The following is a 26,533-nucleotide window of genomic DNA, read 5'->3' on the forward strand; positions in this document are numbered from 1 at the left end:
CCATCTCCAGTTTTTTAAATGCATATACGCACAGACCCAGGTAGTTTTGACATAGTAATCTAATGCTCTACTATAACCAACGGCTAACGTTTTGACTAAAAATCTCTTTGAGAATATCTGTTACTGTGTAGGTTAACTGCCAATCAGGATAATGATTTTTAAACTTACTCACATCAGAAATCCACCAGATATGATCACCAATGCGATTAGTCTCCACATACTGCCATTTTAACTTTTTATCCGCAATCGCTTCACATTCTTGAATAGCTTCTAACATGGAACAATTACTAAAGCGACTACCACCGATATTATAAACTTCTGCTACTCGAGGAGTCTGATAAAAATGATAGAAAGCATTGACCAGATCGTAACTATGAATATTATCCCGTACCTGCTTACCCTTATACCCATAAATACTGTATTCTTTGCCAATCATCGTACATTTCATTAAGTAGGATAAAAACCCGTGTAATTGGGTTCCCGAATGACTGGGACCGGTTAAACAACCGCCACGAAAAGAGGCAGTTTTCATCTCAAAATAACGCCCGTATTCCTGTACTAACACATCCGCTGCCACTTTTGAGGCACCGAACAAAGAATGTTTACAAGCATCAATACTCATCAACTCGTCAATACCTTGAGCAAAATAAGGATGACTTTCCGAGATTTCCCAACGTAATTCTTTTTCTACTAAAGGCAATTCATTCGGTCTATCCCCGTAAACTTTATTGGTGGAACAGAAAATAAATACTGCTTGGGGACAGTGTTGACGAGTATTTTCTAATAATACTAAAGTTCCGTTAGCATTGACACTAAAATCCATATAGGGATCCTTAGCTGCCCAATCGTGGGAAGGTTGCGCCGCCGTGTGGATAATTAAGGATATATCATGACTATAGGTTTTAAATATATCTGCAATAGCCTCATGATCGCGAATATCTACAGCATGGTGAATGTATTTATCCCCGTAATCTTGGGATAATTTGGCTCGATTCCACTCCGTCGAAGCGTCTTCGCCAAAAAATACCTGACGCATATTATTATCGATACCGACGACAGTATAACCCCGATCACAAAAAAACCTCACTGATTCGGAACCGATTAAACCAGCAGAACCGGTTACTAGAACGATCGCCATAACTATATCCTGAATTTTTTGCCTAGTTGTTCAGAAATTTCTCAAGTTGAGAAAACTTTCTCCGACTTTACTAGATAGGTTCGCCTTTGTCAATTAAACCGGCGGAGATACCCTTAATTGCGGCAATTCCCTGAAAAATGATCGTCTTATCCACTAGGGGTGATTTAATGGCCTTTTCTTGCCAGTAATCCCTAATTAAGTCCCCATCTCCCCCCGTTAAAATTATCCCGCTCTCTGGATATAAATTTAACCATTCCCGACTGAATTTTTCTATTCCCGCCAAAATTGTATAAATTATCCCACTTCTTATCCCTTCTGCTGTTTCTTTTGCCCACATCTGGGGTAATCTTTCCGATAAGGACACCTCTGGTAAGGCTGCCGTCCGTTCCCTTAAACTGGCTAATTGCACCTTTAACCCGGGTAAAATTGCCCCCCCCACTAGCTTTTTATCCCCATCCACTCCCGTAAAAGTTAAGGCTGTTCCCGCATCGATGACTAAACAGGGAAATCCGTATTTTTTTCCCGCACCTAAGACAGCTAAAGCTCGATCGATGCCGAATGTCGGATATAAATCCAGTAAAGGAATATCTTTTAAAGTAATTATCCGTAAATTGTCATAATTTGCCCATAATTCTTTTTGGCTAGGAACCACAGAAGCGACAACCAATTCACAGTTACATTTATTTGTCAAGAGTTTAGGGAAAATTTGTTGCAAAAATTCATTACTTGGGGGTTCCCTCAGGTGGGGAGTATCGAGACAAGCTAACAGGGTTTGACCGCGAAAATACCCCCAATGTAGCCGAGAATTGCCGATCATCAACCCTATCCAGTCAGTATCTTGCTCAGTCATTTAGTTAGTAGGAAGTATTTTCAGTGAACAGTGAACAGTAATCAGTAATCAGTGAAAAGACAGCACTGTTAATGCTATTTAATACTCCTCACTTACAGCTTTTCTCAGATACATGAGGTTCGTTCTTGCAGCTGAAATACTTGATTAGCAAAGATCAGCTTGTGCCTCACCTTTACGAGAAAGGCTGTCTTACTCTTCACTAAAAACTCACATCTGATAACTGATCACTGATCACTGATCACTGATAAGGCCGATATTTGGCGGAATTATCTAGAAATCATGACAAAAGTTTTTTAATGGTTGCACAGGCAAGAGAATAAGATAACCTAGGTATAGAATTTAACAAAAAATCTGGTTAACGGACATTGATCAAGTCGATAGCGCAGTGTCAAACGAGTTCTTTTCCCGCTCAGGTATGGCAATTAGATCACGGCTTAACCGTAATTCATCAGTACTTACCCGTGACTCCTGTGGTGGTAGTAGATGTGTGGGTTAAAGCAGGTGCGATCGCTGAACCCGACCCATGGTTAGGTATGGCCCATTTTCTCGAACACATGATCTTTAAGGGGACGAAAAAACTTCCCCCCGGACTCTTTGACTATTTAATCGAAAATTGTGGCGGCATGACCAACGCTGCCACCAGTCACGACTATGCACACTTCTATCTCACCACCAGTGTTGACCAAATTGAACATACCTTACCCCATCTGGCCGAAATTCTCCTCCATGCTGAGATTGACGATGAGGAATTCTATCGGGAAAAAGATGTAGTTTTAGAAGAATTACGGGCCTGTTATGATGATCCCGATTGGATTGCCTACCAAACCCTCTGCGGAAGTATCTATCAAAACCATCCCTACGGACGCTCTATTCTAGGGGATCAACCCTGTTTAGAGCAATTAACCCCCAATCAAATGCGCTGTTTCCATCGCACCTATTATCAACCAGAAAATATGTGTGTGGCGATTATCGGGGGAATTGAACCCCAAGCAGCTTTAGAAATTATCCGGCAATCTTTTCGGGAATTTCCCGTCCCCTCGGAATCCCCCCCCCATCTAGTGGCTGCCGAACCCCCCCTGATCGAAATTCGTCGTTCCCAAGTATATTTACCCCACTTAGAACATTGTCGCCTCTTGATGGGATGGACTGGACCGGGAAGCGATCGCCTAGAAGATGCCTTTGGATTAGACTTGCTTTCGGTAATTCTTGCCGGGGGACGCTGTTCGCGGTTAGTGCGACAGCTGCGGGAAGAAGCGCAAATCGTCCTCGATATTAACAGTAATTTTTCCCTGCAACGAGATTCCAGTCTCTTTACCATCGGCGCTTGGCTATCTAGCTCACAAACTGAGACAATTGAAGGCATTATCTGTGAACATATCCAACATCTGCACGATGATCCCGTCACCCCCGCAGAATTACACCGCACTCAACAGTTATTAGCTAACGATTATATTTTCTCCACAGAAACCCCGGGCCAATTAGCGGGACTCTATGGATATTATCAAACCCTGAGAGCTGCCGACCTAGCCACGATCTATCCCCAAGTTATCCAAAGTTTGCAACCGTCAGATCTCCAGCGTCTGGCTCGTCAGTATCTCTCCCCGGAGCGATATGCTATTACAATAATGCAACCCTGTGAATAAACGATGTCCGCTTCCCCCATTCACCGCTTAACCTTAGAAAATGGCATCACCCTTTTAGTGGTGGAAAATACGGCCGTGGAGTTAGTTGCGGGGAGGATTTTTCTCAAAAATGCGGGTACTCGTTGGGAAAAAACCGAAAAAGCGGGTTTATTTCGTCTTTTAGCCGTGCTGCTCACCAAAGGTACAGAAAAGTTATCTTCCCTAGAAATTGCTGATCGCGTTGAGTCCACGGGGGCCAGTTTAAGTGCGGACACGGGGACTGATTATTTTGTGGTTAGTTTAAAGACCGTTACAAAGGATTTTTTAGATATATTGCGTCTAGCGGCGGAAATTATTCGTTTTCCCAGTTTTCCACCCCCAGAAATCGAATTAGAGAAAAATCTCACCCGTCAAAGCATTCGCTCTCAATTGGAACAGCCTTTTAATGTGGCTTTTAATCAATTACGCGCCGCTATGTACCCCGATCATCCCTATGGTATGTCTTTATTGGGTACGGAGGCAACGGTTTCGCAATTGCAACGGGAGGATATGCAGGCCTATCATAGTCGCTTTTTCCGTCCCGATAACCTAGTGATTAGTCTTTCTGGCCGTATTACCCTAGAGCAAGCAGTAAAAGCAGTGACGGAAATTTTTGGCAGTTGGTCAATTCCCGATCTTCCTTTATCTAGTTTACCCCCAGCCGCTTTTGATTTTCAGCCCACCTGTTTAACTACCGTCCAAGCTAGTCAACAGGCGATCGTTATGTTAGGATACCCCGGCTCTTCTGTACAAGAGGATGATTATGCGGTTTTAAAATTATTGAGTACCTATCTGGGGAATGGGTTATCTAGTCGTTTATTCGTGGAATTGCGAGAAAAACGGGGATTAGCCTACGATGTTTCCGCTTTTTATCCCACCCGTCTCGATTCTTCCCAATTTGTCATTTATATGGGAACTGCACCCCAAAACACAGCCATGGCCCTGTCGGGATTGCGTCAGGAAGCAGAAAGGTTATATAAAGTAACTTTGAGCGAGGAGGAGTTACAGTCAGCTAAAAATAAGTTATTGGGTCAATATGCTCTCGGTAAACAAACTAACTCCGAAATCGCTCAATTATACGGTTGGTATGAAAGCTTAGGTTTGGGGATTGAATTCGATCGCACTTTCCTGGATTCTATTAATCAGATTACTGCCGAACAAGCGCGATCGGTAGCCAGTAAATATTTTCAAAATCCTTACATTTCTCTAGTCGGTCCGGAAAATGCGATCGCTGAAATTCTCTAGTCAGAGCAAAAAGCAGCAACAAAAAACTATTGCCGCTGCTATTTTTGATTAACTCCCCGGGTGGGATTCGAACCTACGACCAATCGGTTAACAGCCGACCGCTCTACCACTGAGCTACCGAGGAAGGCTACTCACAATTAATAATTATAATCATAAGTCCCTCAATAATGCAAGTGTTTTCTAGATTTTTTCTCAAAAAAATTTCCTGTGCCGGTAGCGGTGGGCGGAGAATCCACTATTGTGGAGATAAGGACACCATTAAGTCTAGTCTATGCTTGCCCATCACCGCCGTCCCGTTTCCTTCTGTCTGCTCTCGACAGATCTACCCATCCTCTCCACTTTAGACACTTCCGCTACCCTCTACCAAAAGGATCGCCACCGGTTTCATCTTCTCCTCAATCAACCACCAGTGGCTCTCCCAGAAATAGAGACACTTAAACCCGAAAATAATCAAAATAAATTAATTTGGCTAGAAATTTCAGCCAATCGGGTAATTATGACCATGCAGGGCCAGGGAAGATTCGCCTATCGTCATTTTTGGGAGCAAGGGGTTTTTGGTGTCAGTCGCTACTGGTTAAATGGCGAAAGTCCTCAACCGGGTTACGCTTTTCGCCTCCGCAACTATACCCGTAGTCTCAAATTAGAGGGGAATAATTTCCCCGAATATTTGCGTCTAGAGTACGAATTATGGTCAGATAACCTGATTTTAGGTCATTATGTCCTTCATTTGCAAGTACACCAATAAATCGGGTTGGCTGCATAGAGCTAAGTAGCTGGTTATAATTAAATTAAAAATGGATTTTAGGTTTGATCCCCCCTGCCCCCCTTGATAAGGGGGGTGCCGATAGGCGGGGGGATCTGAAAGTTTTTAATACCTATCTACTTAAAAACCTTGTGGGATAGGACTTTTAGGCTTTTTTGTCCCTCAAAAAGTGCCAGCCGGTGGCAAAATTTAGGCACTTTTTCCCCGAAAATTAGGTAATTGTGGGGTGGATTGAAGAATTAGTGCTACACTTCCCGAAAAGTCGATTTTATTTGAGCTTGTTGTTAGGAATCCACTTAAAAGACGTTGTTTAATCTGGCTAATAAGCTCTTGGGTATGATATGGGGAAAAGTTCGGGCGATTGCGCTAAAATGGGGGAATATGCCGAAAGTTTCCACCTATCGTTACTCTGGAGAGTGTTAGACAGAAAGTTTCTGTATAATATGTGGTTATGCTGCCCTAATCCCTGGTTGATGCGGAGCGTCGGTGCTGCTTATTGCTCTACAAAATTGGAGAAAATTGCATGAAGAAGTATTTGACAAGAATTTGTGGAGTTGTGTTGGTCAGTATTGCGTCAGGCGAATACACTGATGCTGGACAGTTGCTAATCAATGAGCGAAGCCAAATACCTCTTGATCCTCGTTACAGAGTCGATTCTGGTTCAGCACAACTTGCTAGTTCTCAGCAAATTACTTGGAATGATAATGCGACCAATCTCCGTGGAAGGTTAGATCAGGATTTTACCTTTATCTGCTCATCAAGCGGACGAGTTGGCTCTGTTTGGGGAACCAATACATACACCGATGATTCCTCAATTTGCAGTGCAGCAGTTCATGCTGGACTGATTACTGCGAGAGATGGAGGGGTAGTAACCATTAGGATTCGTCCAGGAGAGGATTCATACGCGGGTACTAATCGTAACGGTGTTAGAAGCAGTAGTTATGGAAGTTGGAGTGGGAGTTTCATCTTTTTGAACTCGATGGGAAGTCCTGTATCTGCTGAACCAGTCATTCCGTTTCTTGAATGGAGTGATACTGCTACAGGACTTCGCGGAAGGTTAGATCAGGATTTTACTTTCAGTTGTCCTTCAAGCGGACGAGTTGGCTCTGTTTGGGGAACCAATACATACACCGATGATTCCTCAATTTGCAGTGCAGCAGTTCATGCTGGACTGATTACTGCGAGAGATGGAGGGGTAGTAACCATTAGGATTCGTCCAGGAGAGGATTCATACGCGGGTACTAATCGTAACGGTGTCAGAAGCAGTAGTTATGGAAGTTGGAGTGGGAGTTTTATTTTTCTGAGATAGTGCGATTGCCTATATGGTAGATCGGGTTAGTGCGATCGCCGCTCTGGTAGGGTGCGTTCCCTAATGCAAGTCCTGCTACAAAGCGATCGCTTTTGGGGAACGCACCATGCACATTGATGGAAACTGTGAAGTTAGAAGCATGAAACCCAACCCCCGATCATGTTACGTTACCGCTAACCCATCCTACAAATAATTGTGCCTCCCTACTTATCAAAAAAATGTTTGATATTATGCTTGAAATTTCTAAAACCTCTCTTCAAGTATTAGGCAGTGAAATATTTAATCAGATAACCAAAAGTAAATAACTAAAAACAAAACATTTATTAAATCAAAAAAGGTTGAACATGGTAAGAAATGCGACAAATAAATTATTGCAAAATGCTAAAAAACTAAAAAGTGACGAGTTTTATACACAACTTTCAGATATAGAAAGTGAGTTGCAACATTATAAAAGTCATTTTGAAAATAAAGTAGTTTATTGCAATTGCGATGACCCCAGAATTAGTAACTTTTTTAAGTATTTTGCTGCAAACTTCAAAAAGTTAGGTCTAAAAAAAATAATAACATCTTGTTATCGAGAACAAGTCAGAGATTTATTTAATACAGAAGAAGATGAAAAGGGTTTTTTCTTTGAATATACAGGTACAGATAGAGAAAAAAATAAACCTATTTCCACTGACATTATTTACTTTAATGGGGATGGAGATTTTCGTAGTCCTGAAAGTATTGAACTATTAAAAAAGTCTGATATTATTGTTACTAATCCGCCATTTTCATTATTCAGAGAATATGTAGCTCAATTAGTTAAATATGACAAAAAGTTTTTGATAATTGGCAATATTAATGCAATAACCTATAAAGAAATTTTCAAACTAATTAAAGAAAACAAAGCGTGGTTAGGAATAAATCTTGGTAGAGGTATTTCTGGTTTCATTATTCCCGAACAATATGAACTTTATGGAACAGAGGCTCGTATTGACAATTCTGGAAATAGGATAGTTTCTCCAAATAATTGTTTATGGTTAACAAACTTAGACACATCAAAGCGGCACGAAGATATAGCTCTCACAAAAAGATATTTTGGCAATGAAGCTGAATATCCAAAATATGACAATTATGATGGAATTAATGTCAATAAAACTCAAGACATTCCCCTAGACTTCAAGGGGGTTATGGGTGTACCAATAACATTTTTACATAAATTCAATCCCGACCAATTTGAAATAATTAAATTCAGGAAAGGGAATGATGATAAAGATTTATCAGTAAATGGGAAATGTCCTTATTTTAGAATACTAATCAAGAATAAACGAATACAAACTGAATATATTGATTTAACTGACAAAGAAAAACAATGTATAACTCAGTCCTAGGGTGCGTTCCCTAATGCAAGTCCTGCTACAAAGCGATCGCTTGTGGGGAACGCACCATGCACATTGATGGCAGCTGTCAGTGGGATGCCGAAGAACGTAGTGCGATCGCCGTTATCTTCTTGATTAAACTTTAAAACTGCCATTGCTTGGGATAGGAACGTCACTGGCGATCGCTCTTTGGGGATAAGGAGTGCGATTGCTGATCTTGTCGTTTAGGTCGAGGTAACAAAACCCAACAAGCTTTGTTATAATATTTTTGTCATAAAGCAAGACTTATAAAAATAGATTTATGCCAGAAATTACTCGATTTTATGGAATTATCATTAAAATCTTTTTTGCCGATCATCCACCTCCCCATTTTCATGCGATTTATGGAGAATATAACGCCCTATTTAATCTGGAAACCTTAGAAATCATTGAAGGAGACTTACCTAATAGAGCCACAAAAATGGTTGTAGAATGGGCAACAATCTATCAATCAGAATTATTGAAAATGTGGAACACTCAAGAATTTAATAAATTACCACCTTTGAAATAAAACAATGCTTTACCCCAAAATAACATCAGCCGAAATCATTGAAAATTATACTCTATTGGTGCATTTTTCTAATCATCAAGCTAGAAAATATAACTGTGAAAATCTACTAGAAAAAACGATGTTTTCTTCCCTTAAAAACTATGCTTTCTTTAAAAACTTTCAACTTGATCCATCAGGTAGCGGAATCGTTTGGAATGATGAAGTTGATATAAGCGAGTATGAAATTTGGATCAATGGAATTGAACTATGATTGCCGATCTTGTAGTGCGATCGCTGTCATCTTGTTGATTAAACTTTAAAATTGTCATTGCTTGGGATGGGAACGCCAAGGGCGATCGCTTTGGGAAGGATCAATTTTTGGGGAATGGCGATCGCTTTTTTTTCATTAGTTCTAACTCATGCTGATTTTGATATAATAGCCATAATTGTTTGACATCTTAAGAGAAAAAATCATGATTAGAGCGATTAAACAGAAAGGAATTGTTGGCAGAGAAGGAAAAATAGAGCTTTATTCTGCGGAACTAGAAGAAGGAACAGATGTGGATATCATTATTTTAGTATCTGATCCTGAACCCGATACAACCGAATATCTTCTTTCAACAGAAGCCAATCAGCGTGAATTATCGGAAGCTATTGACAGAATAGAAAATCAAGAAAACTTAGTGACAATCACCACAAAAGAATGGCGTGAAAAATATAGTATTTGATCCGAAAGCTTTTAAACAATTCAATGAATGGGCGATAGAAAACAAAAAACTCTATAAAAAAATAGTTGATTTAATTGATGATATATTGCGCCATCCCTTCTCTGGAATCGGCAAACCCGAACCCTTAAAACATCAACTCAAGGGTTATTGGTCAAGACGTATTAATGATGAACATCGCTTAGTTTATAAAATTACAGAAACAGAAATTATTATTATCAGTTGTAAATTTCATTATGACTAGGCTCAATGCGATCGCTGTCATCTTCTTGATTAAACTTTAAAACTGCCATTGCTTGGGATAGGAACGTCACTGGCGATCGCTTTTTGGGCAGCAGCAGGAGCGATCGCATCTCTCTTAGGGTAGAACGCTGATTGCAAAGGATGGTCAGTCAGCCCTAGATAGCCAACAGCTTACCCGAAAAAGCTAGATTTTGTAACAAAATTTAGTATTACTTAGGGCTGTGTATAGAGAAGTTGCGAATTGTTAACCTTAGCTTTGCTAGGAAAATAAAACATGATATTGTGACACCGAGTCCGTAAAAAACGGTAAGGTTTTCAGTTTTTTAAAACATCAGGTCGCTACATTCTACAGCTATTTTCCCTCAAAAAAACCGATTTTCTAGGCATTTCTATGACTTATCTTGTTGAAAATCCTTCTACAACCTTTTATTCCTATACCGACACGGGGGTTGATCCCCTAAAAATCGCTCACGGAGTTTATATCACGGTTCACGGACATTTTTACCAACCACCGCGAGAAAATCCCTATCTAGACAGAATTGAACGGCAACCGAGCGCCCATCCCTTCCACAATTGGAATGAACGCATCCATCACGAGTGTTATCGTGCCAATGCTTTTGCGCGCATTTACAATGACCGGGGGGAAGTGCTCAAAATAGTTAATAACTACGAATATCTCAGCTTTAACATCGGGGCTACCCTCATGTCATGGATGCAATCCCATGATCCCGAAGTTTATCAACGCATCCTGGCAGCGGATCAAAAAAGTTGTCAACGCTTAAACGGTCATGGTAACGCCATCGCCCAGGTCTATAATCATATCATTCTGCCCCTAGCCAACAAACAGGACAAATACACCCAAATTCGCTGGGGAAAAGCCGATTTTCAGCACCGTTTCGGCCGGGATCCCGAGGGAATGTGGTTAGCAGAAACAGCCATTGATTTAGCCACAGTGACAGCTTTAATCGATGAGGGGATTAAATTCACCATTTTAGCCCCTTCCCAGGCCCTGCGCTGTCGTCCTTTCCCTAGCGACCATGATCCCCATCCCCAATGGCACGCGGTGGCCGGAGGTCAAATCGATCCCACCCGTCCCTATCGCTGTTACATCCCCGATGGTCGTTATCTGGATATTTTCTTCTACGATGGTCCAATTTCTCGGGATATGGGCTTTAATGATGTCCTAGCCAGCAGTGATTTTCTCGTCGGTCGTCTGGGACAAGCAATTAAAGGGGATCATCGTCCCTCCCAGTTAATCAGCGTCGCTACCGATGGGGAAACCTTCGGCCACCACAAACAGGGGACAGAGAAGTGTCTTAGCTATGCTTTTACGGAATCTTTCCCTAAAAACGGCTGGACAGTCACCAATTTCGCCCATTATCTCAGTATTTGCCCCCCCACTTGGGAAGTGGAATTAAAACCCGTGACCGCGTGGAGTTGCGTCCATGGCGTAAATCGTTGGCAGGATGACTGTGGTTGCGGGGGAGGGGGAAATTACCAGCAAAAATGGCGTAAACCCCTGCGGGAGTCCCTAAATTGGCTCAGAGATGAGTTAATTAAGGTCTATGAGATTCAAGGACAGGAATTTTTCCGCGATCCTTGGCAGACAAGGGATGACTACATTGCAGTTATTTTAGATCGATCCCCAGACGCGATCGAACATTTCCTGGCTGTGCATCAAAGTCGTAACCTGAGTAAAAGCGAGAAAATCGATGCTTTGCGTTTATTAGAAATGCAAAGACAAGCTTTATTGATGTTTACCAGTTGTGGCTGGTTTTTTGAGGAAATTTCTCGACCTGAAGGTACGCAAATTTTGAGATATGCTGGCCGGGCCCTGGAATTAGCTGGAGAAGTGGCCGGAATTCAATTAGAAATGAATTTCCTCAGTCGTCTAGCTTTCGCCCCCAGTAACGTTAAGTTATATCAAGATGGGGCTGATGTCTATCGACAATTGGTCACTTCTGCGCGGGTGGATTTGGAACGGGTGGCGGCCCATTACGCCATTAGTTCTCTATTTACCAATTATCCCAGTCATCATCGGATTTATTGTTACAATGCCCGTCAATTAGATTATCAAAAACAAGCGATCGGGTCTTTAACTTTAGCGGTGGGACAGGTGGAATTAACCTCGGAAATTACCCAAGAAAGTGAACATTTTGTCTTTGCTGTTCTACATTTAGGAGGTTGGGATTTTTACTGCTGCATTCAACCGTTTAACAGTCGGTTAATCTATACCAATCTTAAGGATCATCTCTTTGAATCTTTACAACAGGCCAGTGTTTCGACCATGATCGTAGAAATGGGGCGCGGATTGGGAGAAAACTTCTTTGCGTTACCCCATCTTTTTGCCGATGAAAGACACCGAATCATGCAGAAGGTGACAGCCGAAACTAAAAAACGTCTCGATCAATTATACACCCAAGTTTATCGGGATAATTACGGCATTTTAGCGGCTTTCCAACGGGATGAGCTGCCCGTACCTCAAGAGTTACAGGTAGCGGCCGATATTGCCATTTCTCACCGTTGTTTACAGGTGATTAATGCCCTAGAAAAAGATTTTGAGCATCGGCAAGTGACGGAGAATAATCTCGATCAATTATTTGCTATTGCTAAGGAAGCCAATCATTTACACTGTCAATTAAACATCCCCGAAGCGCGTCAAATCTTAGAAAGTCTGCTCTGGCAATCTCTTGGGAAATTATTACACGATGGCGATCCTTTAACGGCGGAGGAGGATACTCGCCTAATCACCCGTTTAATTGAAGTTAGCCAACAATTAAAGCTAGGATTATCCCTCGATCGCTCTCAGGAGTTATACTATTATTATTTTCATGATCGTCTAGTTCCTAATTCTTTGCGGTCTAATTCAATAGGTGCTGCCTGTCCCTGGCCGATGACTCAATTAAAGTGGTTATTACTATTAGGACAGGTGTTAAAAGTTGATGTGAGTATTTGGCTGTGAAATCAGTCAAAGGGTGGGCAATGCTCACCCTTTAATGATTAAGTGGGTTATACTAAATCCGGTTATTAAAAACTGATTATTTATTCCCCCTTTTGCCCCTTGCCTCTTGCCTTTTGCCCGTCCTGATATATAGCCTATACTCAACGGATTTAGTATTAGGTGATGATTGCCCTGAAACTCAGGTTAACCCAGAGACTAAACCCTTAGATTTATAATGGATCATAAGTCTCTCATTGAAGGTTTACATGACTATCACGCCGATTTATACCGCCTCAGCCAGCACAGTAACCCAGTATCCCGATGCTTTTGGGCGTTTTGGACGCTACGGGGGCAAATACGTCCCAGAAACCCTGATGCCAGCCTTAAGTGAACTAGAAACGGCCTATAATCAGTATAAGGACGACCCCGATTTTCAAGAAGAATTAAATCAACTGCTCAAGGATTACGTCGGCCGACCTAGTCCCTTATATTTTGCCGAACGTCTCACCGCCCATTATGCCAAAACGGACGGTACTGGGGCGCAAATTTACCTAAAACGGGAAGATTTAAACCATACCGGGGCCCACAAGATTAATAACGCCCTTGGTCAGGTTTTATTAGCCAAACGCATGGGTAAAAAGCGAATTATCGCCGAAACCGGGGCAGGACAGCACGGCGTGGCCACCGCTACGGTTTGCGCTCGTTTTGGTCTAGAATGCGTGATTTATATGGGAATTCACGACATGGAACGCCAAGAACTCAATGTTTTCCGCATGAGACTGCTTGGCGCAACGGTGCAACCCGTGGCCGCCGGGACGGGAACTCTGAAAGATGCCACCTCGGAAGCGATTCGCGACTGGGTAACAAATGTGGAAACCACTCACTACATCCTTGGTTCTGTGGCCGGTCCCCATCCCTATCCGATGATGGTACGCGATTTTCATGCGATTATTGGTCAGGAAACTCGTCAGCAAAGTCTGGAAAAATGGGGCGGTTTACCGGATATTCTCCTCGCTTGCGTGGGGGGTGGTTCTAATGCTATGGGTTTATTTCATGAGTTTGTTAAAGAAGCTGCCGTGCGTTTAATTGGTGTTGAAGCCGCAGGGGAAAGTATCGCCTCTGGAAAACACGCCGCCACCCTTACCCAAGGTCAACCGGGGGTTCTACATGGAGCAATGAGTTATTTATTACAAGATAGCGAAGGTCAAGTTATCGAGGCCCACTCCATTAGTGCCGGTTTAGATTATCCCGGAGTCGGGCCAGAACATAGCTTTTTAAAAGATAGTGGTCGCGCCGAATATTACAGTGTTACCGACAAGGAAGCACTAGAAGCTTTTCAACGAGTTTCCCGTTTAGAAGGGATTATTCCGGCCCTAGAAACTGCCCACGCTTTAGCTTATTTAGAAACTCTTTGCCCGCAAGTAAGTGGTAGTCCTCGCATTGTTATTAATTTCTCTGGACGGGGTGATAAAGATGTGCAATCGGTGGCTAAATATTTATCGATGAATGGTTAACAGTGAGCAGTTATCAGTTAACAGTTATCAGAGGGACAGCTATTGTGCATCTAAATTTTATATTCATTTTGACCTATTCTCTGTTCTAGACTAGCTTAATATGAAAAGTTCTTTTAAGAAGGGTTATCAGTTAGGAATTTTGATGCTTGTATCGACAAGTTTAATGGCCTGTAGTGCCTTAAACTATAGCTCTTTTACGGAACTTGTACCATCTTTCTCTCCCGCTCCTTCTCCCTCTCCTTTAGATGCGGCAACTTTACTTGTTTTAGAGAATAAAATCTATCAACAGGTAAATCGCTATCGTCAATCTCGCAATTTATCTCCCCTACTGTTAAATCGGGCAATTTCGCAACAAGCAAGATTACATAGCCAACGTATGGCCTCGGGTTTAGTTCCTTTTAGTCATCAAGATTTTGACAAAAGAGTGCAAACTATTGGCGTTTCGGTTCCCTATGAAGCGGTGGGGGAAAATCTGGCAGTTAATCAAGGTTATGATGACCCAGTAATGATTGCTGTGGATGGTTGGATTAAAAGTCAAGGTCATCGGGAAAATATGAAGGGAGATTTTGATAGTACTGGGATTGGAGTAGCGACGGATAATCAAGGAAAATTGTACTTTACTCAAATATTTTTAAAACGTCAATCCGCTCCCGTTTCTACTAATCCCCTTAGCTACGATTCTATCGGGAATCAATCTTTTTTAATTACCCTTGAAGAAAACACTAATTATCAAGTTAATCGCTACCGAATTTCTCAAAATTTACCGCCCCTACGTCTCGATGCTCGTATTAGTCATGAAGCTCGCTTATTTAGTCAAAAAATGGCCAATAAACAGGCTCCTTTTAGTCATGATGGTTTTGAGGGAAGAGTCAAGGCAGTACAAAGGAAGATTCCTTTAGAAAAAATGGGCGAAAATTTGGCTTTTATGAAGGGATATCCTGACACCGTTAGCGTTGCCGTCAAGGGTTGGATTAATAGCCCCGGTCATCAAAAAAATATGGTTGGTGATTATAATCTTACCGGTATCGGTATCGCTAAAAATAATGCTGGTGAATATTATTTTACACAACTTTTTGTTAAAAAGCGTTGACAAAATGGTCATGATGATATTTAAATTTAATTATCAGTTTTTAAAATCAGTTATCAGTTATCAGTTAAGTAGTCGGACATAAATTCTGTGGTCTATCTTAAGAAATGTAAATTGCCGCAATTCTTACTGACGACCGACTCGGAGACTCCTTACCCCACAGTTAACTTTACTTTTGTCCAACTACTTATCAGGGAAATAAAGGCAGTCGTGCGATAGGCAAAAGCATGACAAATTTCCCTCCTATCTCCTATCTCCTATCTGCTAACTATATGAACTTAGACAATTTTCAAGTGTGCGATCGAGATTTAAGCGATGACCTATTATCCCGTTATCTAGGGGTTAATTCGATCGCTGTAGATACAGAAACTATGGGATTAATCCCAGGACGAGATCGACTGTGTTTAATTCAACTCTGTGATCCCAGTGGTTTTGTCACCGCTATTCGCATTTTTAGGGGGCAAACAGAGGCTCCTAATCTCAAAAAGGTCATGGAGGATGAGCGGATAGAAAAAGTCTTTCATTTCGCCCGTTTTGATGTGGCTCAATTGTCCCAAACTTTTGGCATTGCGACTCAACCGATTTTCTGTACCAAAATCGCCAGTAAACTGGCTCGGACTTATACTAGCAGTCACGGTTTAAAAAGTCTCGTGCAGGAATTAGAAGGCATAGAATTAGACAAAACCGCTCAAAGTTCTGATTGGGGAAATGCCGTTAATCTTACCCCAAAACAACTGAGTTATGCCGCCAACGATGTGCGCTATTTACTCTCAGTGCGAGATAAATTAATTGTGATGCTGCAAAGAGAAGAAAGATGGGAATTAGCCCAAAAATGCTTTAGTTGTATCCCCATCTTCACCGCTTTAGATTTACAGCAGTATAAAGATATATTTGAGCATTAGTCAGCAAAAGTTACGGTCTATTTAATAAGTAAATAGAAGATAAATTTTGTCTTTTATCCCCCCTTAATCCCCCCTTAATAAGGGGGGATCTGACAATTTTTAACACCCACCTACTTAGTATGATTGACTCCCAATCGAACTTTAAAAACCCAGTTATGGATTGTTTCTCCCCACTTCCCACTTCCCTCACTGATGACTGATCACTGATCACTGAAAATACTTCCTAGGGCTAAAAGCTGCCAAGATCAGAAAAAAGACCGCTATGATCGAAAATGGAAATCATCGTCATTGGTAGAGAATAGGTAAAAAATCTATGACATCTTATGCGGCCTCCTCTGCACGAGCCGAAATGAGCGAACTTCGGCGCCTAAAAACCCTGCTACCCCCAGAATTACAAAGCTGGGTAACGGTAGAAGGTTCCACAGAGATTAACCCCCCCCTGATCCGTTGTGAAGAAATTGGCAGAGATGAGGTAGAAATTCAGATAGATTTGGCAAAATGGGAAAATTTAGCCATCGATCAGCGTAATTTGCTCTTTTGGCATGAAGTGGCCAGGATTCAAAATGATAGTATTCCCCGGGAAGGCTGGGAAATGGCCGCCCTCGCTATTGGTTTAGGTGGTGCGGTGGGGGAATTATGGGTACAGGACGGTTTATTATTGCTCTTGGCCATGGGATTGTGTGGGATTTCTGGTTATCGTCTCTGGCGCAAAAATAATGGCGATAAAATTCTCAAAGAAGCGATCGAAGCCGATGAAAAAGCGATCGCCTTGGCCACTCGTTTCGGTTATTCTCTTCCCAACGCCTACAAGAGCCTAGGCAGTGCCTTTAAAACCCTAATCGAACAAACACCTAACCGTCGTCTGCGTAAGCGTTATGAGACCCGTTTAGATGCCCTAAGGAAGAGTGCGGCGAAAGCGAAATCCCAAACCCAAGGCCGTCCGCCTTTAGGTGAGATTCGTTAGCCGATAATCACAGGTAATCTGTGACATTGCCCATTGGTATTTGGGGAAAAGTGTAGTAAACATTTAAATGGGTCATCAGGCCTTGTTCATCTATCAAATCATCTTTTTGTGTCGATGACTTCCCAAATCCCTGAAACGCGTTTTCTGATCATTCCGATGGAGTATCCCATTTTGCGGATACCCGATCGCTTGACTGTCCTGGAAGCATTACAGTTCAAGGATATCTTTCACCATCTCATCGCCCAAACACCCACTCCCGAAAAAGTCATTCTCGATTTCAATGCCACTCAATTTATGGATAGTAGTGGTGTGGGTGCTTTGGTGCATAATCTCAAAGCGGCCAGGGCAGAAAATATCGAGTTAGTGCTGGTTAACGTCCATCCCCCAGTGATGGGGGTTTTATCGATTACGGGACTAGATCAATTATTCACTTTTCAAACCCCCCCCCTAGCACCCCAAGAAAATGGCTTTACTGCCACTGAAAACCATCTACTGAAAACCCATCCCTCGATTCGTAGTTGGTTAAAGCGCGGTCTTGACCTTGTTGGTGGGATCGTGGGTTTATTGATCACGGGGGTTATTTTTGTCCCCATTGCTATCGCTATTAAGTTAGATAGTCCGGGTCCGATTTTTTTTAGTCAAACCCGCTGCGGTTGGTTGGGAAAGCAATTTAAGATTCTTAAGTTTCGTTCCATGTGTGTGGATGCAGAAGCACTCAGGGATAAAATCCCCAATCAAGCGCAGGGAGCTTTTTTTAAGAATAAAAATGATCCCCGGATTACCCGGGTAGGAAAATTTTTACGTCGCACCAGTTTAGACGAATTCCCCCAGTTTTGGAATGTGATCATTGGTGAAATGAGTCTTGTTGGCACTCGTCCTCCCACCCCCGATGAAGTGGAACGCTACGATGTTCCCCAATGGCAACGTTTAGATGTAAAACCCGGTATGACGGGAGAATGGCAGGTGAATGGTCGCTCTCAGGTGCATAATTTTGAAGAGGTAATTCAACTAGATTTGCGCTATCAAGAAAATTGGAGTTTAAGCTACGATCTACGACTGATTTTTAAAACAATTTTGATTCTCTTTCAAAAAAACAGTGGTGCCTTCTGAAGTCTTAATTTCCCCTTCTTTCCCCCTTCAATTCCATCTACAAGTCCGGACGGAATTGGCAGCTCTAATCCCAGTCCTACAATGGTTTGAATCCCACGGCTGCCCTTTTTTACCTGAGTCGGTGCTTTGGCAGTGTAAGGTGGCTTTAGCAGAAGGATTTACTAATACTGTCCGTTACGCTCACAAAAATTTACCCCCAACTACACCCATCGATCTAGAATTAACTTTTTCGTCCCATTCTCTAGAAATAAAAATATGGGATCACGGTCAACCTTTTGATCTGCAAGCAAAACTTGATTCTCCACAACAAGATCCCGTCGCACCTTTGGAAATGGAAAGCGATCGAGGATTACTTTTGATGCGTTCTCTTACTGATACTTTACAATATATCCGCACTGGCGAAGGGAGAAACTGTTTAATTCTCCAGAAAAGTTTTTAAGTCAATTTATCCCCTGCTAGAAACTCTGTCCATAGCACAGGTTTCCAGACGAGAAAAAAGAATTATCCCACCCCCCACACCCCACACAAGGGTGGGGAGATGTCCAGGGGGTGCTTTGAGAGAGAAAGTAATTTGATCGTAGTATAACCACTTGTTATTAACTCGCCAACCGACTTTTGACCCAAAATCGTTCCATTTTTGTTGATCATAATTGCCGCTTCCTCCCAAACTTTCATAGATTTTTTTCTGAACAGATAGACCAAATTTTCCCTGACTATATTGTAACCAGAGTTGATTGATAATGGCTAAATCTTCACAGGGAAAGTTATCTATATCTTCTATCTTAAGATATTTTTCTTTAGTTCTATCGGCAACTTTTAAGAATAGATGAGCCGTTTCTTGATCTGCCTCTTGCCATTTTTCTTGCGCTAATAAATCCCGCAGATTGATGTAATCAATTGCCTTGGCACTTTTGAGGTTAATTTCCTCCCTAGTGGCAACTGGAAAAACTGATAAAACCGTTTCTTGAATTGTGTCCTGTGATCGGGGTTTTGGCGGAATCACTACGGCTAATTTTACCGCTAACTCTTGCAGGACTTCCCCGGCTGATTGATAACGTTTTTTGGTGCCAAATTCAATTAATTTATCTAAAATTTCGCCTAATTCAACACTAACAGGATTATTAATCAGGTGCTGTCTCCATACCCATTCATGTTCACTCACATCGAATAATTCAAAGGGAGATATTCCCGTTAATAAATAGATACAAGTGACTCCCAAACTATATAAATCACTGCTATTAATTGCTTTGCCATTGCCTTGTTCTGGAGCGATATATCCCGCCGAACCGATCACTGTTCCTGTTAGAGAAAGATTAGCAATGGTTATAAATTTAGAGGCACCGAAATCCACTAAAATTATTTTATTATCGCTGGGTCTCCTAATTATATTAGCTGGTTTAATATCTCGATGAATGACTCTTTTGGCATGGATAAAATCAAGAATTGGCAAAATTTCTAATAAAAGATGTTTGATCTTTTCTTCATTGAAAACTCCTTCGCTTTGTAATTCTTGTTCTAGATTTTGTCCTTCAATATATTCTTGAACAAGATATTGTCGCCCATCATTGCTGGTAAAATAGGCATAGAGCGAGGGAATTTGTGGGTGTTGACCGAGATTATCTAAACTAATCGCTTCTTCTCTAAATAATTCCGCAGCTTTCTTGAGAGCATTACTATCTTGAACGTTAGGAAAAAATTGTTTAATCACACAATAAGGTTGAGAAGGTTTATCCTCATCAATTGCTTGAAAAGTTTTACCGAAACCTCCTTGACCAATTAATTTTATAGCACGATAACGATCTTTTAGTAATAATTCAAAACGACATTTTTGACAGAATTTATCTGTAGGATTATTGTTATATAGACAATCGGGATTAAGACATAAACTCATTGTTAGTTCAAACAGGGATAGGGAAGCTGTTTCAGTAAACTGATAACTGATAACTGATAACTAAATCGAGGTTTCTTCCTCTAGCCAAATTTCTGGCTGTTGATTTAATAAAAGCTGGGCTGCCTCTAACATATCATCAACAATATCGCGCAAATCTTTCTTATTATCGATATAAGCTTTTAACGCTTCCATCGGATCTAATTGATTACCCACCCCTAATTCCGGTAAACGGGGACGGGTTAATTGACTAATTAATTCCGCCCGAATACTATAACTATGGGCAGTTTTTAACGCTTCGTCAAGCTGATTGGTGTTAATTAGTTCTAATTGCTCACTGCGAATTTTATAAACTAAGCGGATAACTGCTTCCTGAATATCGTGTTTTTTGAGAGCTTTCAGCAATTCTTTTTGGGGGTTTTCTGCCTCGGAAACATCCACTTCGATGGAACGGAAAGGACGCACGGGTAAAGGACAAAATTCCCATTTAACCTCTCCTTTAGCCACTTCTATTAAAACATAGCCCTTATCTTCTTTTTCCTCGCTAAAATCCACTCGATCGATGCTCCCCGGATAGACAATGGGCGGATCATTGCTAGGATTAAGATTTTGATGTTTGTGAACATGACCGAGGGCAACATACTCGAATTGTGGACGATTTAGTAGCGATAAAGGCACGGTAAAACCTTTACCAACCGCTAAAAGTCTTTCTGCTCCTAGACTAGCTCGATCAGCCATTAAATGGGCTAATAAAACTGTTGGTACACTTGTATCTAATTGGCGAATTTCTCCTTCTAACACCGGTTCCAAACGGTTAATTAATAATTCATTTACCCCACTCAAGGATAAACCCTCGGTTTCGGGACGGGTTAAGAGAGTGGCGCGGGTTAACCAGGGTAAAGTAATTACTTGGATATCGCCGTTGCGGGTGGTGATGCGATGGGTGGTCAAGCGATCGCCAACAATAAACCCCGGCACCGCTAGGGTACGATAGATGGAGAGACTGACACCGCCATTACCATGAGAATGTTGATCGTGATTACCCACTAATAACACTGTCGGGATATTAGCATCGGCAAGACGACGGAATTGACTGGCAAAAGCTTCGTGAACAAAAGGAGGAGGAGTGGCATCGGGAAAGGCATCTCCCCCAAAAAGCACTAGATCCACAGGGGTGGCAATAGCCCGATCGATACAGAGGCTTAAACTGCCCATAAAATCCTCGAAACGAGTATTTAATCCCGTTTTTGGATTTAAACGTCCATGGGAAAAACCGCTCCCCATGTGAATATCCGATAAGTGCAGTATTTTAATCATAGTAAAGGAAAAACAGGCGTAATTAAGTACACCTGTTCGGGATTATTTTCCTAATTTTTTATCGCCATCTTGTCGACGGCGATCGCGCCATTCTGTAGTCGTCAGGTAGAGAATGCCACCACTGACGATAACGAGGAGAATTAAGGCGACTAGAAAGAGAGTGTTCAGAATCAAGGATGTTTCCATGGTATCTATAGATTACCTAGAAACCGTTACGACCCCAAACCACCATGGCGATCGACCAAGTGAACAGGGCGAGAATGCTAACCCAACCAAGTGTCAAAATATCCATAATTGCCTTTGTTAAACGAATTACTTGCGAGTTGACACTCTCCGCCCTAAAAGTGCGGAGATTCTTGGGCTGAATCTTGCCGCTACTAGCAAAGCTAATTTTGGTCTTACAGTTTCATGTCTAGTCCGACTACACCTACAAGGTAAGCACTCTTAAAGACTACTCCCCAAGCGTAAATTTCTGTGTGTCCCACAGTATTTAATTGTTTTTCGCTCTTACCATGTGGACTTACGATGAAAGCTTTTGTACCAGTGATGGTTAGAGATTTAGGGATTACGGAGTGTCGCTTGTTTCCTGCGTTCCCAAAGTCAACGACTCAATTTAATGCTAACATAAAGTCGCCCTAAAGGGCGAGGTTTTCAACCCAAATTTTCGATAATACTTCATCAGTGACTCCGTTTTAGAGAGGCGATCGTGCAAATTACGCTCAAGGAAAGAATCGAATCCATACAGGTGGGGAGTATCTCGGCGCTGGCTTTCCTGGTTCCCTATCTGCTATTTTTAACTGTTGATCGACTATTTTTAAGGGAATCGATCACATTAATTGGCGCTTTTGTCAAGATATCCGGGGCGATAATTAGCGGATTTCTCTTCGGTGTCACCTATCGTTATGTCGTCCGTAACGACGATAATCCCCATCTCAAAGATGGTACAGTAGCAGCTTTTGCCCTAGTCCGCGGCCTAGTTCCCCTACAATTATCCACAGACTTGCTCGCTGACAGTGGGCAATTAAGTCTCTTTCTGGGAGAGAGCTTTATCTGTTTTTTATCCTCTCGTCTGCTCTTAGAGTTGACTAAGCTGCGTCAATAACCGACTCAGTTATCAGTTATCAGTTATCAGTTATCAGTTATCAGTTATCAGTTATCAGGCTCTTCTGGTTTCTGTGTGGAAACGAGGTCTATACTGATAGTTTCTTCGACAAAATAGTCCTAAAAGTGTTACCCGATAAGCATTTCACGATTCCATAAGCAAAAATTATCACACAAAGTCGAGAAGAGCCGTTATCAGTTATCAGTTATCAGTTATCAGTCATCAGATTTAAGTTTTCAGTGAATAGTATTAAGCGACAAGCTCGGAGCTGCTTTTTTACTGTTTACTGATCACTGTTTACTGATTACTGTTTACTGTTTACTGATCACTGATCACTGAAACATCACCCCACACCCTATGGCTATTTGTATTCCCGTTAATTTACCCGATCGCTCCTATAATATTCTGATCGAGAAGGGCAGTTTAGCCAATCTCGGTGCAGAAATGAGCCGGTTAAACTTAGGTAAAAAGGTTTTATTGGTTTCTAATCCCGAAATTTTTGACTATTACGGACATACAGCCGTTAATTCTCTAGAAAAAGCGGGATTTACCGTTTTTACACATCTGATCCCCGCCGGCGAAAATTATAAAACCCTCGATTCGATCGCCCAAGTTTATGATACTGCCCTCGCTCACCGGTTGGAACGTTCCTCGACTATGGTTGCCCTCGGTGGTGGTGTGATCGGGGATATGACGGGATTTGCGGCAGCCACATGGTTACGGGGCATTAATTTTGTCCAGGTTCCCACCACCCTGTTAGCGATGGTGGATGCTTCCATCGGGGGTAAAACTGGTGTTAATCATCCCCAGGGCAAAAATCTGATCGGGGCGTTTTATCAACCGAAATTAGTTCTGATCGATCCTGACGTGCTTAAAACCCTACCCGTGCGAGAATTTCGGGCTGGAATGGCAGAAGTGATTAAATACGGTGTAATTTGGGATGCCGAGTTATTTCAACAGTTAGAAGACTCGGACAATTTAGCCAGTTTTTCTCAGATCGATGGCGAGCTATTGCAAACAATTATTACAAAGTCTTGCCAAGCTAAAGCAGATGTGGTATGCACAGACGAAAAGGAAGCGGGTTTGCGGGCGATCTTAAACTATGGTCACACGATCGCCCACGGCATTGAAAGTCTAACGGGATATACTAGCGTTAACCACGGGGAAGCGGTGGCGATGGGGATGGTGGCGGCAGGAGCGATCGCTGTTAAACTGGGAATGTGGACCGCCGGGGAAAATCAACGTCAAACCGATTTAATCGAAAAAGCCGCCTTAAAAACCCGTATGCCGCCTTTAAATGCCGATGAGATGGTTAATGCTCTTACTGCCGATAAAAAGGTTAAAGATGGCAAGGTTAGATTTATTTTACCAACGGCAATCGGCCAAGTGACCATTAGCGATCGAGTCACCCCCACCCTGGTGCGCGAGGTGTTATCACCAACCGAATCCGGGCAGTAAAAGCTTTTTCAATTGTTGCATCGCTTGTTCCGTAACATCCCGGTATTTTAAATCTCCCACGAGAATACGTCCCATCATTTGACTGGCGATCGGCCGTTTAACGGCGACATTGTAGGCGATTTGGGTAAATTGATAGAATAAACCGGCTAATTTGGCCGCTAAAGCCATATCTTCCCCCCATTCTTCCCTAATTATCCGACTATAGCCCGCTAAAGCCCGATTATCTCCGGCTAAAGCTCGATCGATCGCCTCGGCTGCCTTAACTCCCGTCAAAATTGCCGGACGGATACCCTCTCCGATGAGCGGATCGAGAATCCCCGCCGCTTCCCCTGTAATTAAGGCATTTTGGGCGTGTAGCGGTTGATTTCCGTTCCAAAGGGCTAAAGCATACTCACTATAGCGATAATCCTGTAAATTCCAGCCCTTTTGACGGGCATAATTTAACAGTTGTTTTTTCAGCTCCTCGGATTTGATGCTGCCCTTAAAACAACCACCGCTAATTGTGTAACCATTAGACTTGGGAAAAGCCCAGATATAACCATTTTTTAGGGAACCAAAATCAAAAAAAGCTTTTTGGGGGGGAATAGTCGCTTCTGCGTTAGTAATTTCGAGAGTAGCCCCGATCGCTTCGTTTTTTGCTGGTAATCCCAACCAGCGACTGGTATTGCCCCTAACACCATCGGCAGCAATCAGATATTTGCCTGAAAATGTTCCTTGAGATGTGGTAACTTGCCAGTGATCTTGGACAAATTTGATCTGGGTAACTTCGCTGTTATCTTGGATAGTTGCCCCGACTGCGATCGCCTGTTGACCTAAAAAATCATCGAAACGATCCCTTTGTACCATCCACATCGGTTCTAGCATATTTAACTTAGTGGTGACGGCATCCCCCTGTTTCCAAGTAAACTGTACTTGCGTGACGGTATTCTCAATCACGGGGGTAAAATCAAAATCAAACCACTGCTTAATTGCTGGGGATACCCCACCACCACAGGGTTTATAACGGGGTAATTTCGCTTTATCGAGGATCAGAATCGATCGTCCCTTTTTAGCTAGATGATAACCCGCCGTCGCTCCTGCTGGTCCCGCACCGATGATAATACAGTCAAACATTTGTACTAATTTAAGTCGTTGAACAAATTTATAGACAATTTACGCTATTTTGGGCAACTTGTGTTGAGTCTGGTGAAGCTAAGACGGGATTCTGTGATTGTTGAGCTTGCTTCTCTAGTTTCTAGCTGATTTACCCCCCAATGTCCAAGAGAGTCTAATCTCTGGCTTTTTTGGCGAATTGATCAATTATCTTCACCTGATCAATCGTATAATCAAAAAAACTATAACGGCTCGATTATATCATGAAAATTGTTTCTATTAAAATAAAAAACTATCGTAAGTACCTAGGCAAAATTAATTACATACTCGCCTCCAAAATTGTCCAGCACTTTTTTAACGTAAGCGAGGAGGCTCTTTCGGTCTTTATAGGCGCTAAATTCAATCCATTCATATTTTAAAAATCTCCATAATATTTCAATTAAATTTAAATGAGGTGAATAAGTGGGCAACCAAAATATTTTCAAATTTTTCTTTTCCCATTCCTCAAGTTTCTCCATAAATGCCTCGCTGGTATGAATGGAAGCTTGGTCAATTATTATGACAGTTTTTTTCTGTATATTTTGGCAATATTTATCCAGAAAATTAATAACTATCTCGCTAGTAACCGTTCCGACCTGTGTCTCATAAAATAATTGATTATCTCGTTTCATTATTCCTAAAATATTTAGTCTTTTACCTTCAATTGGTGGTAACTTTATCGTGGTTTTTTCTTCTTGCCAAGCGTAAGGAATACAAGGCTTTGAATCCCATCCCATTTCATCCAAATATCCTATCTCAATCTCTCCTCTTTTTTCCTGTTTTTTTAGTTCTTCTAAAATAGGTAGTTTGACCTCAAGCTCCCACTCATCAGGGGTTTTGGCGACCCCTCTTCTCACCCTTTTCCACCTCATGTTGATTTTTTTTATGAGTCTTTTTATCGTGTCTTTGCTTACGGTTAATTTCCATTCTTCTACAATTTTTATCTGGATTTTTTTTAAGCTTTTCGGTTCTTCTTTTACCCAGTCAATAACTTGTTGACCTTGTGCTTCTGTCAATTTAGGTTTTCTCCCTCTTCCTCGACGATTATAGAAACCAATTAGTTTTCTATCTTCCCAGGCCGTCAACCAATTATAGATGGTCTTTCTCGTAACTCCAAATATTCCGCTCAATTCTTCTATCGTGGTTCCCTGAAAACTTAAGAGTATACATTTCGCTCGCTCTCTTACTTGATGATGTTTACTAGCTCGATAAATTCTCTCTAGCATTTTCTGGCTCTCGGGGTTTAGGTCTCTAATCAATCTCATTGTATTTTCCTGCTGCTTCGTTTTTTTATG

27 protein-coding genes and 1 tRNA gene are annotated in these 26,533 nt (G+C 41.8%); 19 read left to right on the forward strand and 9 right to left on the reverse strand.

The window, feature by feature from the left end:
• Positions 1–70: 70 nt before the first annotated feature.
• Together ACQY1Y_RS00450 and ACQY1Y_RS00455 are read right to left on the reverse strand one after the other, a co-directional pair.
• Positions 71–1,138: an NAD-dependent epimerase/dehydratase family protein gene (locus tag ACQY1Y_RS00450; protein WP_002737062.1), complete on the reverse strand. Its 1,068-nt coding sequence runs from the start codon at positions 1,136–1,138 to the stop codon at positions 71–73.
• A 70-nt stretch (positions 1,139–1,208) separates the two neighbouring features.
• Complete coding sequence (locus tag ACQY1Y_RS00455; protein ID WP_430013749.1) at positions 1,209–1,988, reverse strand: pantothenate kinase; 780 nt, start codon at positions 1,986–1,988, stop codon at positions 1,209–1,211.
• A 365-nt stretch (positions 1,989–2,353) separates the two neighbouring features.
• On the opposite strand from ACQY1Y_RS00455, the gene ACQY1Y_RS00460 reads away from it, so the two are divergent.
• Together ACQY1Y_RS00460 and ACQY1Y_RS00465 are read left to right on the forward strand one after the other, a co-directional pair.
• A complete protein-coding gene (locus ACQY1Y_RS00460; protein WP_430013750.1) occupies positions 2,354–3,631 on the forward strand; it encodes a M16 family metallopeptidase in 1,278 nt (425 codons plus the stop codon).
• A 3-nt stretch (positions 3,632–3,634) separates the two neighbouring features.
• On the forward strand, positions 3,635–4,894 hold the full coding sequence (locus ACQY1Y_RS00465) for a M16 family metallopeptidase (protein ID WP_430013751.1): 1,260 nt from the start codon (positions 3,635–3,637) through the stop codon (positions 4,892–4,894).
• 52 nt (positions 4,895–4,946) lie between these two features.
• Here the strand turns inward: ACQY1Y_RS00465 and ACQY1Y_RS00470 are convergent.
• Positions 4,947–5,018 (reverse strand) — tRNA-Asn (locus ACQY1Y_RS00470).
• 147 nt (positions 5,019–5,165) lie between these two features.
• Between ACQY1Y_RS00470 and ACQY1Y_RS00475 the strand changes: the two genes are divergently transcribed.
• From ACQY1Y_RS00475 to ACQY1Y_RS00545, 15 genes are all read left to right on the forward strand, one after another.
• The gene (locus ACQY1Y_RS00475) at positions 5,166–5,639 is read left to right on the forward strand and encodes a hypothetical protein (protein ID WP_430013752.1); all 474 of its coding nucleotides are present in this window, start codon (positions 5,166–5,168) and stop codon (positions 5,637–5,639) included.
• A 574-nt stretch (positions 5,640–6,213) separates the two neighbouring features.
• The gene (locus ACQY1Y_RS00480) at positions 6,214–6,966 is read left to right on the forward strand and encodes an LCCL domain-containing protein (protein WP_202950800.1); all 753 of its coding nucleotides are present in this window, start codon (positions 6,214–6,216) and stop codon (positions 6,964–6,966) included.
• Between the two features lie 230 nt (positions 6,967–7,196).
• Positions 7,197–7,271, forward strand: a complete 75-nt coding sequence (locus tag ACQY1Y_RS00485) for a hypothetical protein (protein ID WP_230400944.1) — start codon at positions 7,197–7,199, stop codon at positions 7,269–7,271.
• A 39-nt stretch (positions 7,272–7,310) separates the two neighbouring features.
• Positions 7,311–8,339: an adenine-specific methyltransferase EcoRI family protein gene (locus tag ACQY1Y_RS00490; protein WP_430013753.1), complete on the forward strand. Its 1,029-nt coding sequence runs from the start codon at positions 7,311–7,313 to the stop codon at positions 8,337–8,339.
• Between the two features lie 289 nt (positions 8,340–8,628).
• Complete coding sequence (locus tag ACQY1Y_RS00495) at positions 8,629–8,877, forward strand: DUF4160 domain-containing protein (RefSeq protein WP_002736965.1); 249 nt, start codon at positions 8,629–8,631, stop codon at positions 8,875–8,877.
• A 4-nt stretch (positions 8,878–8,881) separates the two neighbouring features.
• Positions 8,882–9,127, forward strand: coding sequence for a DUF2442 domain-containing protein (locus tag ACQY1Y_RS00500; protein WP_002737254.1), 246 nt, complete (start codon positions 8,882–8,884; stop codon positions 9,125–9,127).
• Between the two features lie 202 nt (positions 9,128–9,329).
• Positions 9,330–9,584, forward strand: coding sequence for a hypothetical protein (locus ACQY1Y_RS00505; protein ID WP_430013754.1), 255 nt, complete (start codon positions 9,330–9,332; stop codon positions 9,582–9,584).
• Positions 9,565–9,825 carry a Txe/YoeB family addiction module toxin gene (locus ACQY1Y_RS00510; protein ID WP_002777946.1) on the forward strand — a complete coding sequence of 87 codons (261 nt, stop codon included), beginning with the start codon at positions 9,565–9,567 and terminating at the stop codon, positions 9,823–9,825. Before ACQY1Y_RS00505 ends, ACQY1Y_RS00510 begins: the two co-directional genes overlap by 20 nt.
• Before the next feature lie 390 nt (positions 9,826–10,215).
• Positions 10,216–12,786, forward strand: a complete 2,571-nt coding sequence (locus tag ACQY1Y_RS00515) for a DUF3536 domain-containing protein (RefSeq protein ID WP_430013755.1) — start codon at positions 10,216–10,218, stop codon at positions 12,784–12,786.
• A gap of 245 nt (positions 12,787–13,031) precedes the next feature.
• On the forward strand, positions 13,032–14,279 hold the full coding sequence (gene trpB / locus ACQY1Y_RS00520) for a tryptophan synthase subunit beta (RefSeq protein ID WP_002738234.1): 1,248 nt from the start codon (positions 13,032–13,034) through the stop codon (positions 14,277–14,279).
• A 100-nt stretch (positions 14,280–14,379) separates the two neighbouring features.
• On the forward strand, positions 14,380–15,369 hold the full coding sequence (locus ACQY1Y_RS00525; RefSeq protein WP_430013756.1) for a CAP domain-containing protein: 990 nt from the start codon (positions 14,380–14,382) through the stop codon (positions 15,367–15,369).
• 269 nt (positions 15,370–15,638) lie between these two features.
• Entirely contained in the window at positions 15,639–16,268 is a 630-nt protein-coding gene (locus ACQY1Y_RS00530) for a ribonuclease D (protein ID WP_002735888.1), read from the forward strand.
• 313 nt (positions 16,269–16,581) lie between these two features.
• A complete protein-coding gene (locus tag ACQY1Y_RS00535) occupies positions 16,582–17,232 on the forward strand; it encodes a DUF3318 domain-containing protein (RefSeq protein ID WP_002756255.1) in 651 nt (216 codons plus the stop codon).
• Positions 17,233–17,346: 114 nt separating this feature from the next.
• Positions 17,347–18,342 carry an anti-sigma factor antagonist gene (locus ACQY1Y_RS00540; protein WP_193977255.1) on the forward strand — a complete coding sequence of 332 codons (996 nt, stop codon included), beginning with the start codon at positions 17,347–17,349 and terminating at the stop codon, positions 18,340–18,342.
• Positions 18,329–18,781 (forward strand): ATP-binding protein, encoded by a 453-nt coding sequence (locus tag ACQY1Y_RS00545; protein ID WP_002756253.1) that lies wholly within the window; start codon positions 18,329–18,331, stop codon positions 18,779–18,781. Before ACQY1Y_RS00540 ends, ACQY1Y_RS00545 begins: the two co-directional genes overlap by 14 nt.
• 6 nt (positions 18,782–18,787) lie before the next feature.
• Here the strand turns inward: ACQY1Y_RS00545 and ACQY1Y_RS00550 are convergent, their stop codons facing one another.
• The 4 genes from ACQY1Y_RS00550 to petN are packed head-to-tail and all read right to left on the reverse strand — an operon-like array spanning position 18,788 to position 21,839.
• The gene (locus ACQY1Y_RS00550) at positions 18,788–20,233 is read right to left on the reverse strand and encodes a GUN4 domain-containing protein (protein WP_430013757.1); all 1,446 of its coding nucleotides are present in this window, start codon (positions 20,231–20,233) and stop codon (positions 18,788–18,790) included.
• A 60-nt stretch (positions 20,234–20,293) separates the two neighbouring features.
• Positions 20,294–21,547 carry an exonuclease subunit SbcD gene (sbcD, locus tag ACQY1Y_RS00555; RefSeq protein ID WP_002777928.1) on the reverse strand — a complete coding sequence of 418 codons (1,254 nt, stop codon included), beginning with the start codon at positions 21,545–21,547 and terminating at the stop codon, positions 20,294–20,296.
• A gap of 42 nt (positions 21,548–21,589) precedes the next feature.
• Positions 21,590–21,733, reverse strand: a complete 144-nt coding sequence (locus tag ACQY1Y_RS00560) for a hypothetical protein (protein ID WP_002736416.1) — start codon at positions 21,731–21,733, stop codon at positions 21,590–21,592.
• A gap of 16 nt (positions 21,734–21,749) precedes the next feature.
• On the reverse strand, positions 21,750–21,839 hold the full coding sequence (gene petN / locus ACQY1Y_RS00565) for a cytochrome b6-f complex subunit PetN (protein ID WP_012265708.1): 90 nt from the start codon (positions 21,837–21,839) through the stop codon (positions 21,750–21,752).
• Positions 21,840–22,253: 414 nt separating this feature from the next.
• Between petN and ACQY1Y_RS00570 the strand changes: the two genes are divergently transcribed.
• Entirely contained in the window at positions 22,254–22,649 is a 396-nt protein-coding gene (locus tag ACQY1Y_RS00570) for a hypothetical protein (RefSeq protein WP_004161882.1), read from the forward strand.
• Positions 22,650–23,006: 357 nt separating this feature from the next.
• On the forward strand, positions 23,007–24,107 hold the full coding sequence (gene aroB, locus ACQY1Y_RS00575; protein ID WP_016516660.1) for a 3-dehydroquinate synthase: 1,101 nt from the start codon (positions 23,007–23,009) through the stop codon (positions 24,105–24,107).
• On the opposite strand, the gene ACQY1Y_RS00580 is transcribed toward aroB, so the two are convergent.
• Positions 24,084–25,220 (reverse strand): geranylgeranyl reductase family protein, encoded by a 1,137-nt coding sequence (locus tag ACQY1Y_RS00580; RefSeq protein ID WP_004161880.1) that lies wholly within the window; start codon positions 25,218–25,220, stop codon positions 24,084–24,086. The two genes, aroB and ACQY1Y_RS00580, sit on opposite strands and share 24 nt — an antisense overlap.
• 284 nt (positions 25,221–25,504) lie before the next feature.
• Positions 25,505–26,503 (reverse strand): IS630-like element ISMae24 family transposase, encoded by a 999-nt coding sequence (locus ACQY1Y_RS00585; protein WP_052275630.1) that lies wholly within the window; start codon positions 26,501–26,503, stop codon positions 25,505–25,507.
• Positions 26,504–26,533: the final 30 nt, after the last annotated feature.

The sequence above is a fragment of the Microcystis ichthyoblabe FBCC-A1114 genome, from assembly GCF_050500245.1.
In the GTDB taxonomy this organism is placed as follows: Bacteria; Cyanobacteriota; Cyanobacteriia; order Cyanobacteriales; family Microcystaceae; genus Microcystis; species Microcystis ichthyoblabe_A.

Bases quoted from the DNA above. Each gene is read 5' to 3' on its own strand.
- ACQY1Y_RS00515 (WP_430013755.1), top strand. From the start codon at position 10,216: ATGACTTATCTTGTTGAAAATCCTTCTACAACCTTTTATTCCTATACC.
- ACQY1Y_RS00550 (WP_430013757.1), bottom strand. From the start codon at position 20,233: ATGAGTTTATGTCTTAATCCCGATTGTCTATATAACAATAATCCTACA.
- ACQY1Y_RS00525 (WP_430013756.1), top strand. From the start codon at position 14,380: ATGAAAAGTTCTTTTAAGAAGGGTTATCAGTTAGGAATTTTGATGCTT.
- ACQY1Y_RS00490 (WP_430013753.1), top strand. From the start codon at position 7,311: ATGGTAAGAAATGCGACAAATAAATTATTGCAAAATGCTAAAAAACTA.
- ACQY1Y_RS00505 (WP_430013754.1), top strand. From the start codon at position 9,330: ATGATTAGAGCGATTAAACAGAAAGGAATTGTTGGCAGAGAAGGAAAA.
- ACQY1Y_RS00585 (WP_052275630.1), bottom strand. From the start codon at position 26,503: ATGAGATTGATTAGAGACCTAAACCCCGAGAGCCAGAAAATGCTAGAG.
- ACQY1Y_RS00540 (WP_193977255.1), top strand. From the start codon at position 17,347: ATGACTTCCCAAATCCCTGAAACGCGTTTTCTGATCATTCCGATGGAG.
- ACQY1Y_RS00500 (WP_002737254.1), top strand. From the start codon at position 8,882: ATGCTTTACCCCAAAATAACATCAGCCGAAATCATTGAAAATTATACT.
- trpB (WP_002738234.1), top strand. From the start codon at position 13,032: ATGACTATCACGCCGATTTATACCGCCTCAGCCAGCACAGTAACCCAG.
- sbcD (WP_002777928.1), bottom strand. From the start codon at position 21,547: ATGATTAAAATACTGCACTTATCGGATATTCACATGGGGAGCGGTTTT.
- ACQY1Y_RS00495 (WP_002736965.1), top strand. From the start codon at position 8,629: ATGCCAGAAATTACTCGATTTTATGGAATTATCATTAAAATCTTTTTT.
- ACQY1Y_RS00535 (WP_002756255.1), top strand. From the start codon at position 16,582: ATGACATCTTATGCGGCCTCCTCTGCACGAGCCGAAATGAGCGAACTT.
- petN (WP_012265708.1), bottom strand. From the start codon at position 21,839: ATGGATATTTTGACACTTGGTTGGGTTAGCATTCTCGCCCTGTTCACT.
- ACQY1Y_RS00455 (WP_430013749.1), bottom strand. From the start codon at position 1,988: ATGACTGAGCAAGATACTGACTGGATAGGGTTGATGATCGGCAATTCT.
- ACQY1Y_RS00560 (WP_002736416.1), bottom strand. From the start codon at position 21,733: ATGGAAACATCCTTGATTCTGAACACTCTCTTTCTAGTCGCCTTAATT.
- ACQY1Y_RS00580 (WP_004161880.1), bottom strand. From the start codon at position 25,220: ATGTTTGACTGTATTATCATCGGTGCGGGACCAGCAGGAGCGACGGCG.
- aroB (WP_016516660.1), top strand. From the start codon at position 23,007: ATGGCTATTTGTATTCCCGTTAATTTACCCGATCGCTCCTATAATATT.
- ACQY1Y_RS00450 (WP_002737062.1), bottom strand. From the start codon at position 1,138: ATGGCGATCGTTCTAGTAACCGGTTCTGCTGGTTTAATCGGTTCCGAA.
- ACQY1Y_RS00465 (WP_430013751.1), top strand. From the start codon at position 3,635: ATGTCCGCTTCCCCCATTCACCGCTTAACCTTAGAAAATGGCATCACC.
- ACQY1Y_RS00530 (WP_002735888.1), top strand. From the start codon at position 15,639: ATGAACTTAGACAATTTTCAAGTGTGCGATCGAGATTTAAGCGATGAC.
- ACQY1Y_RS00475 (WP_430013752.1), top strand. From the start codon at position 5,166: ATGCTTGCCCATCACCGCCGTCCCGTTTCCTTCTGTCTGCTCTCGACA.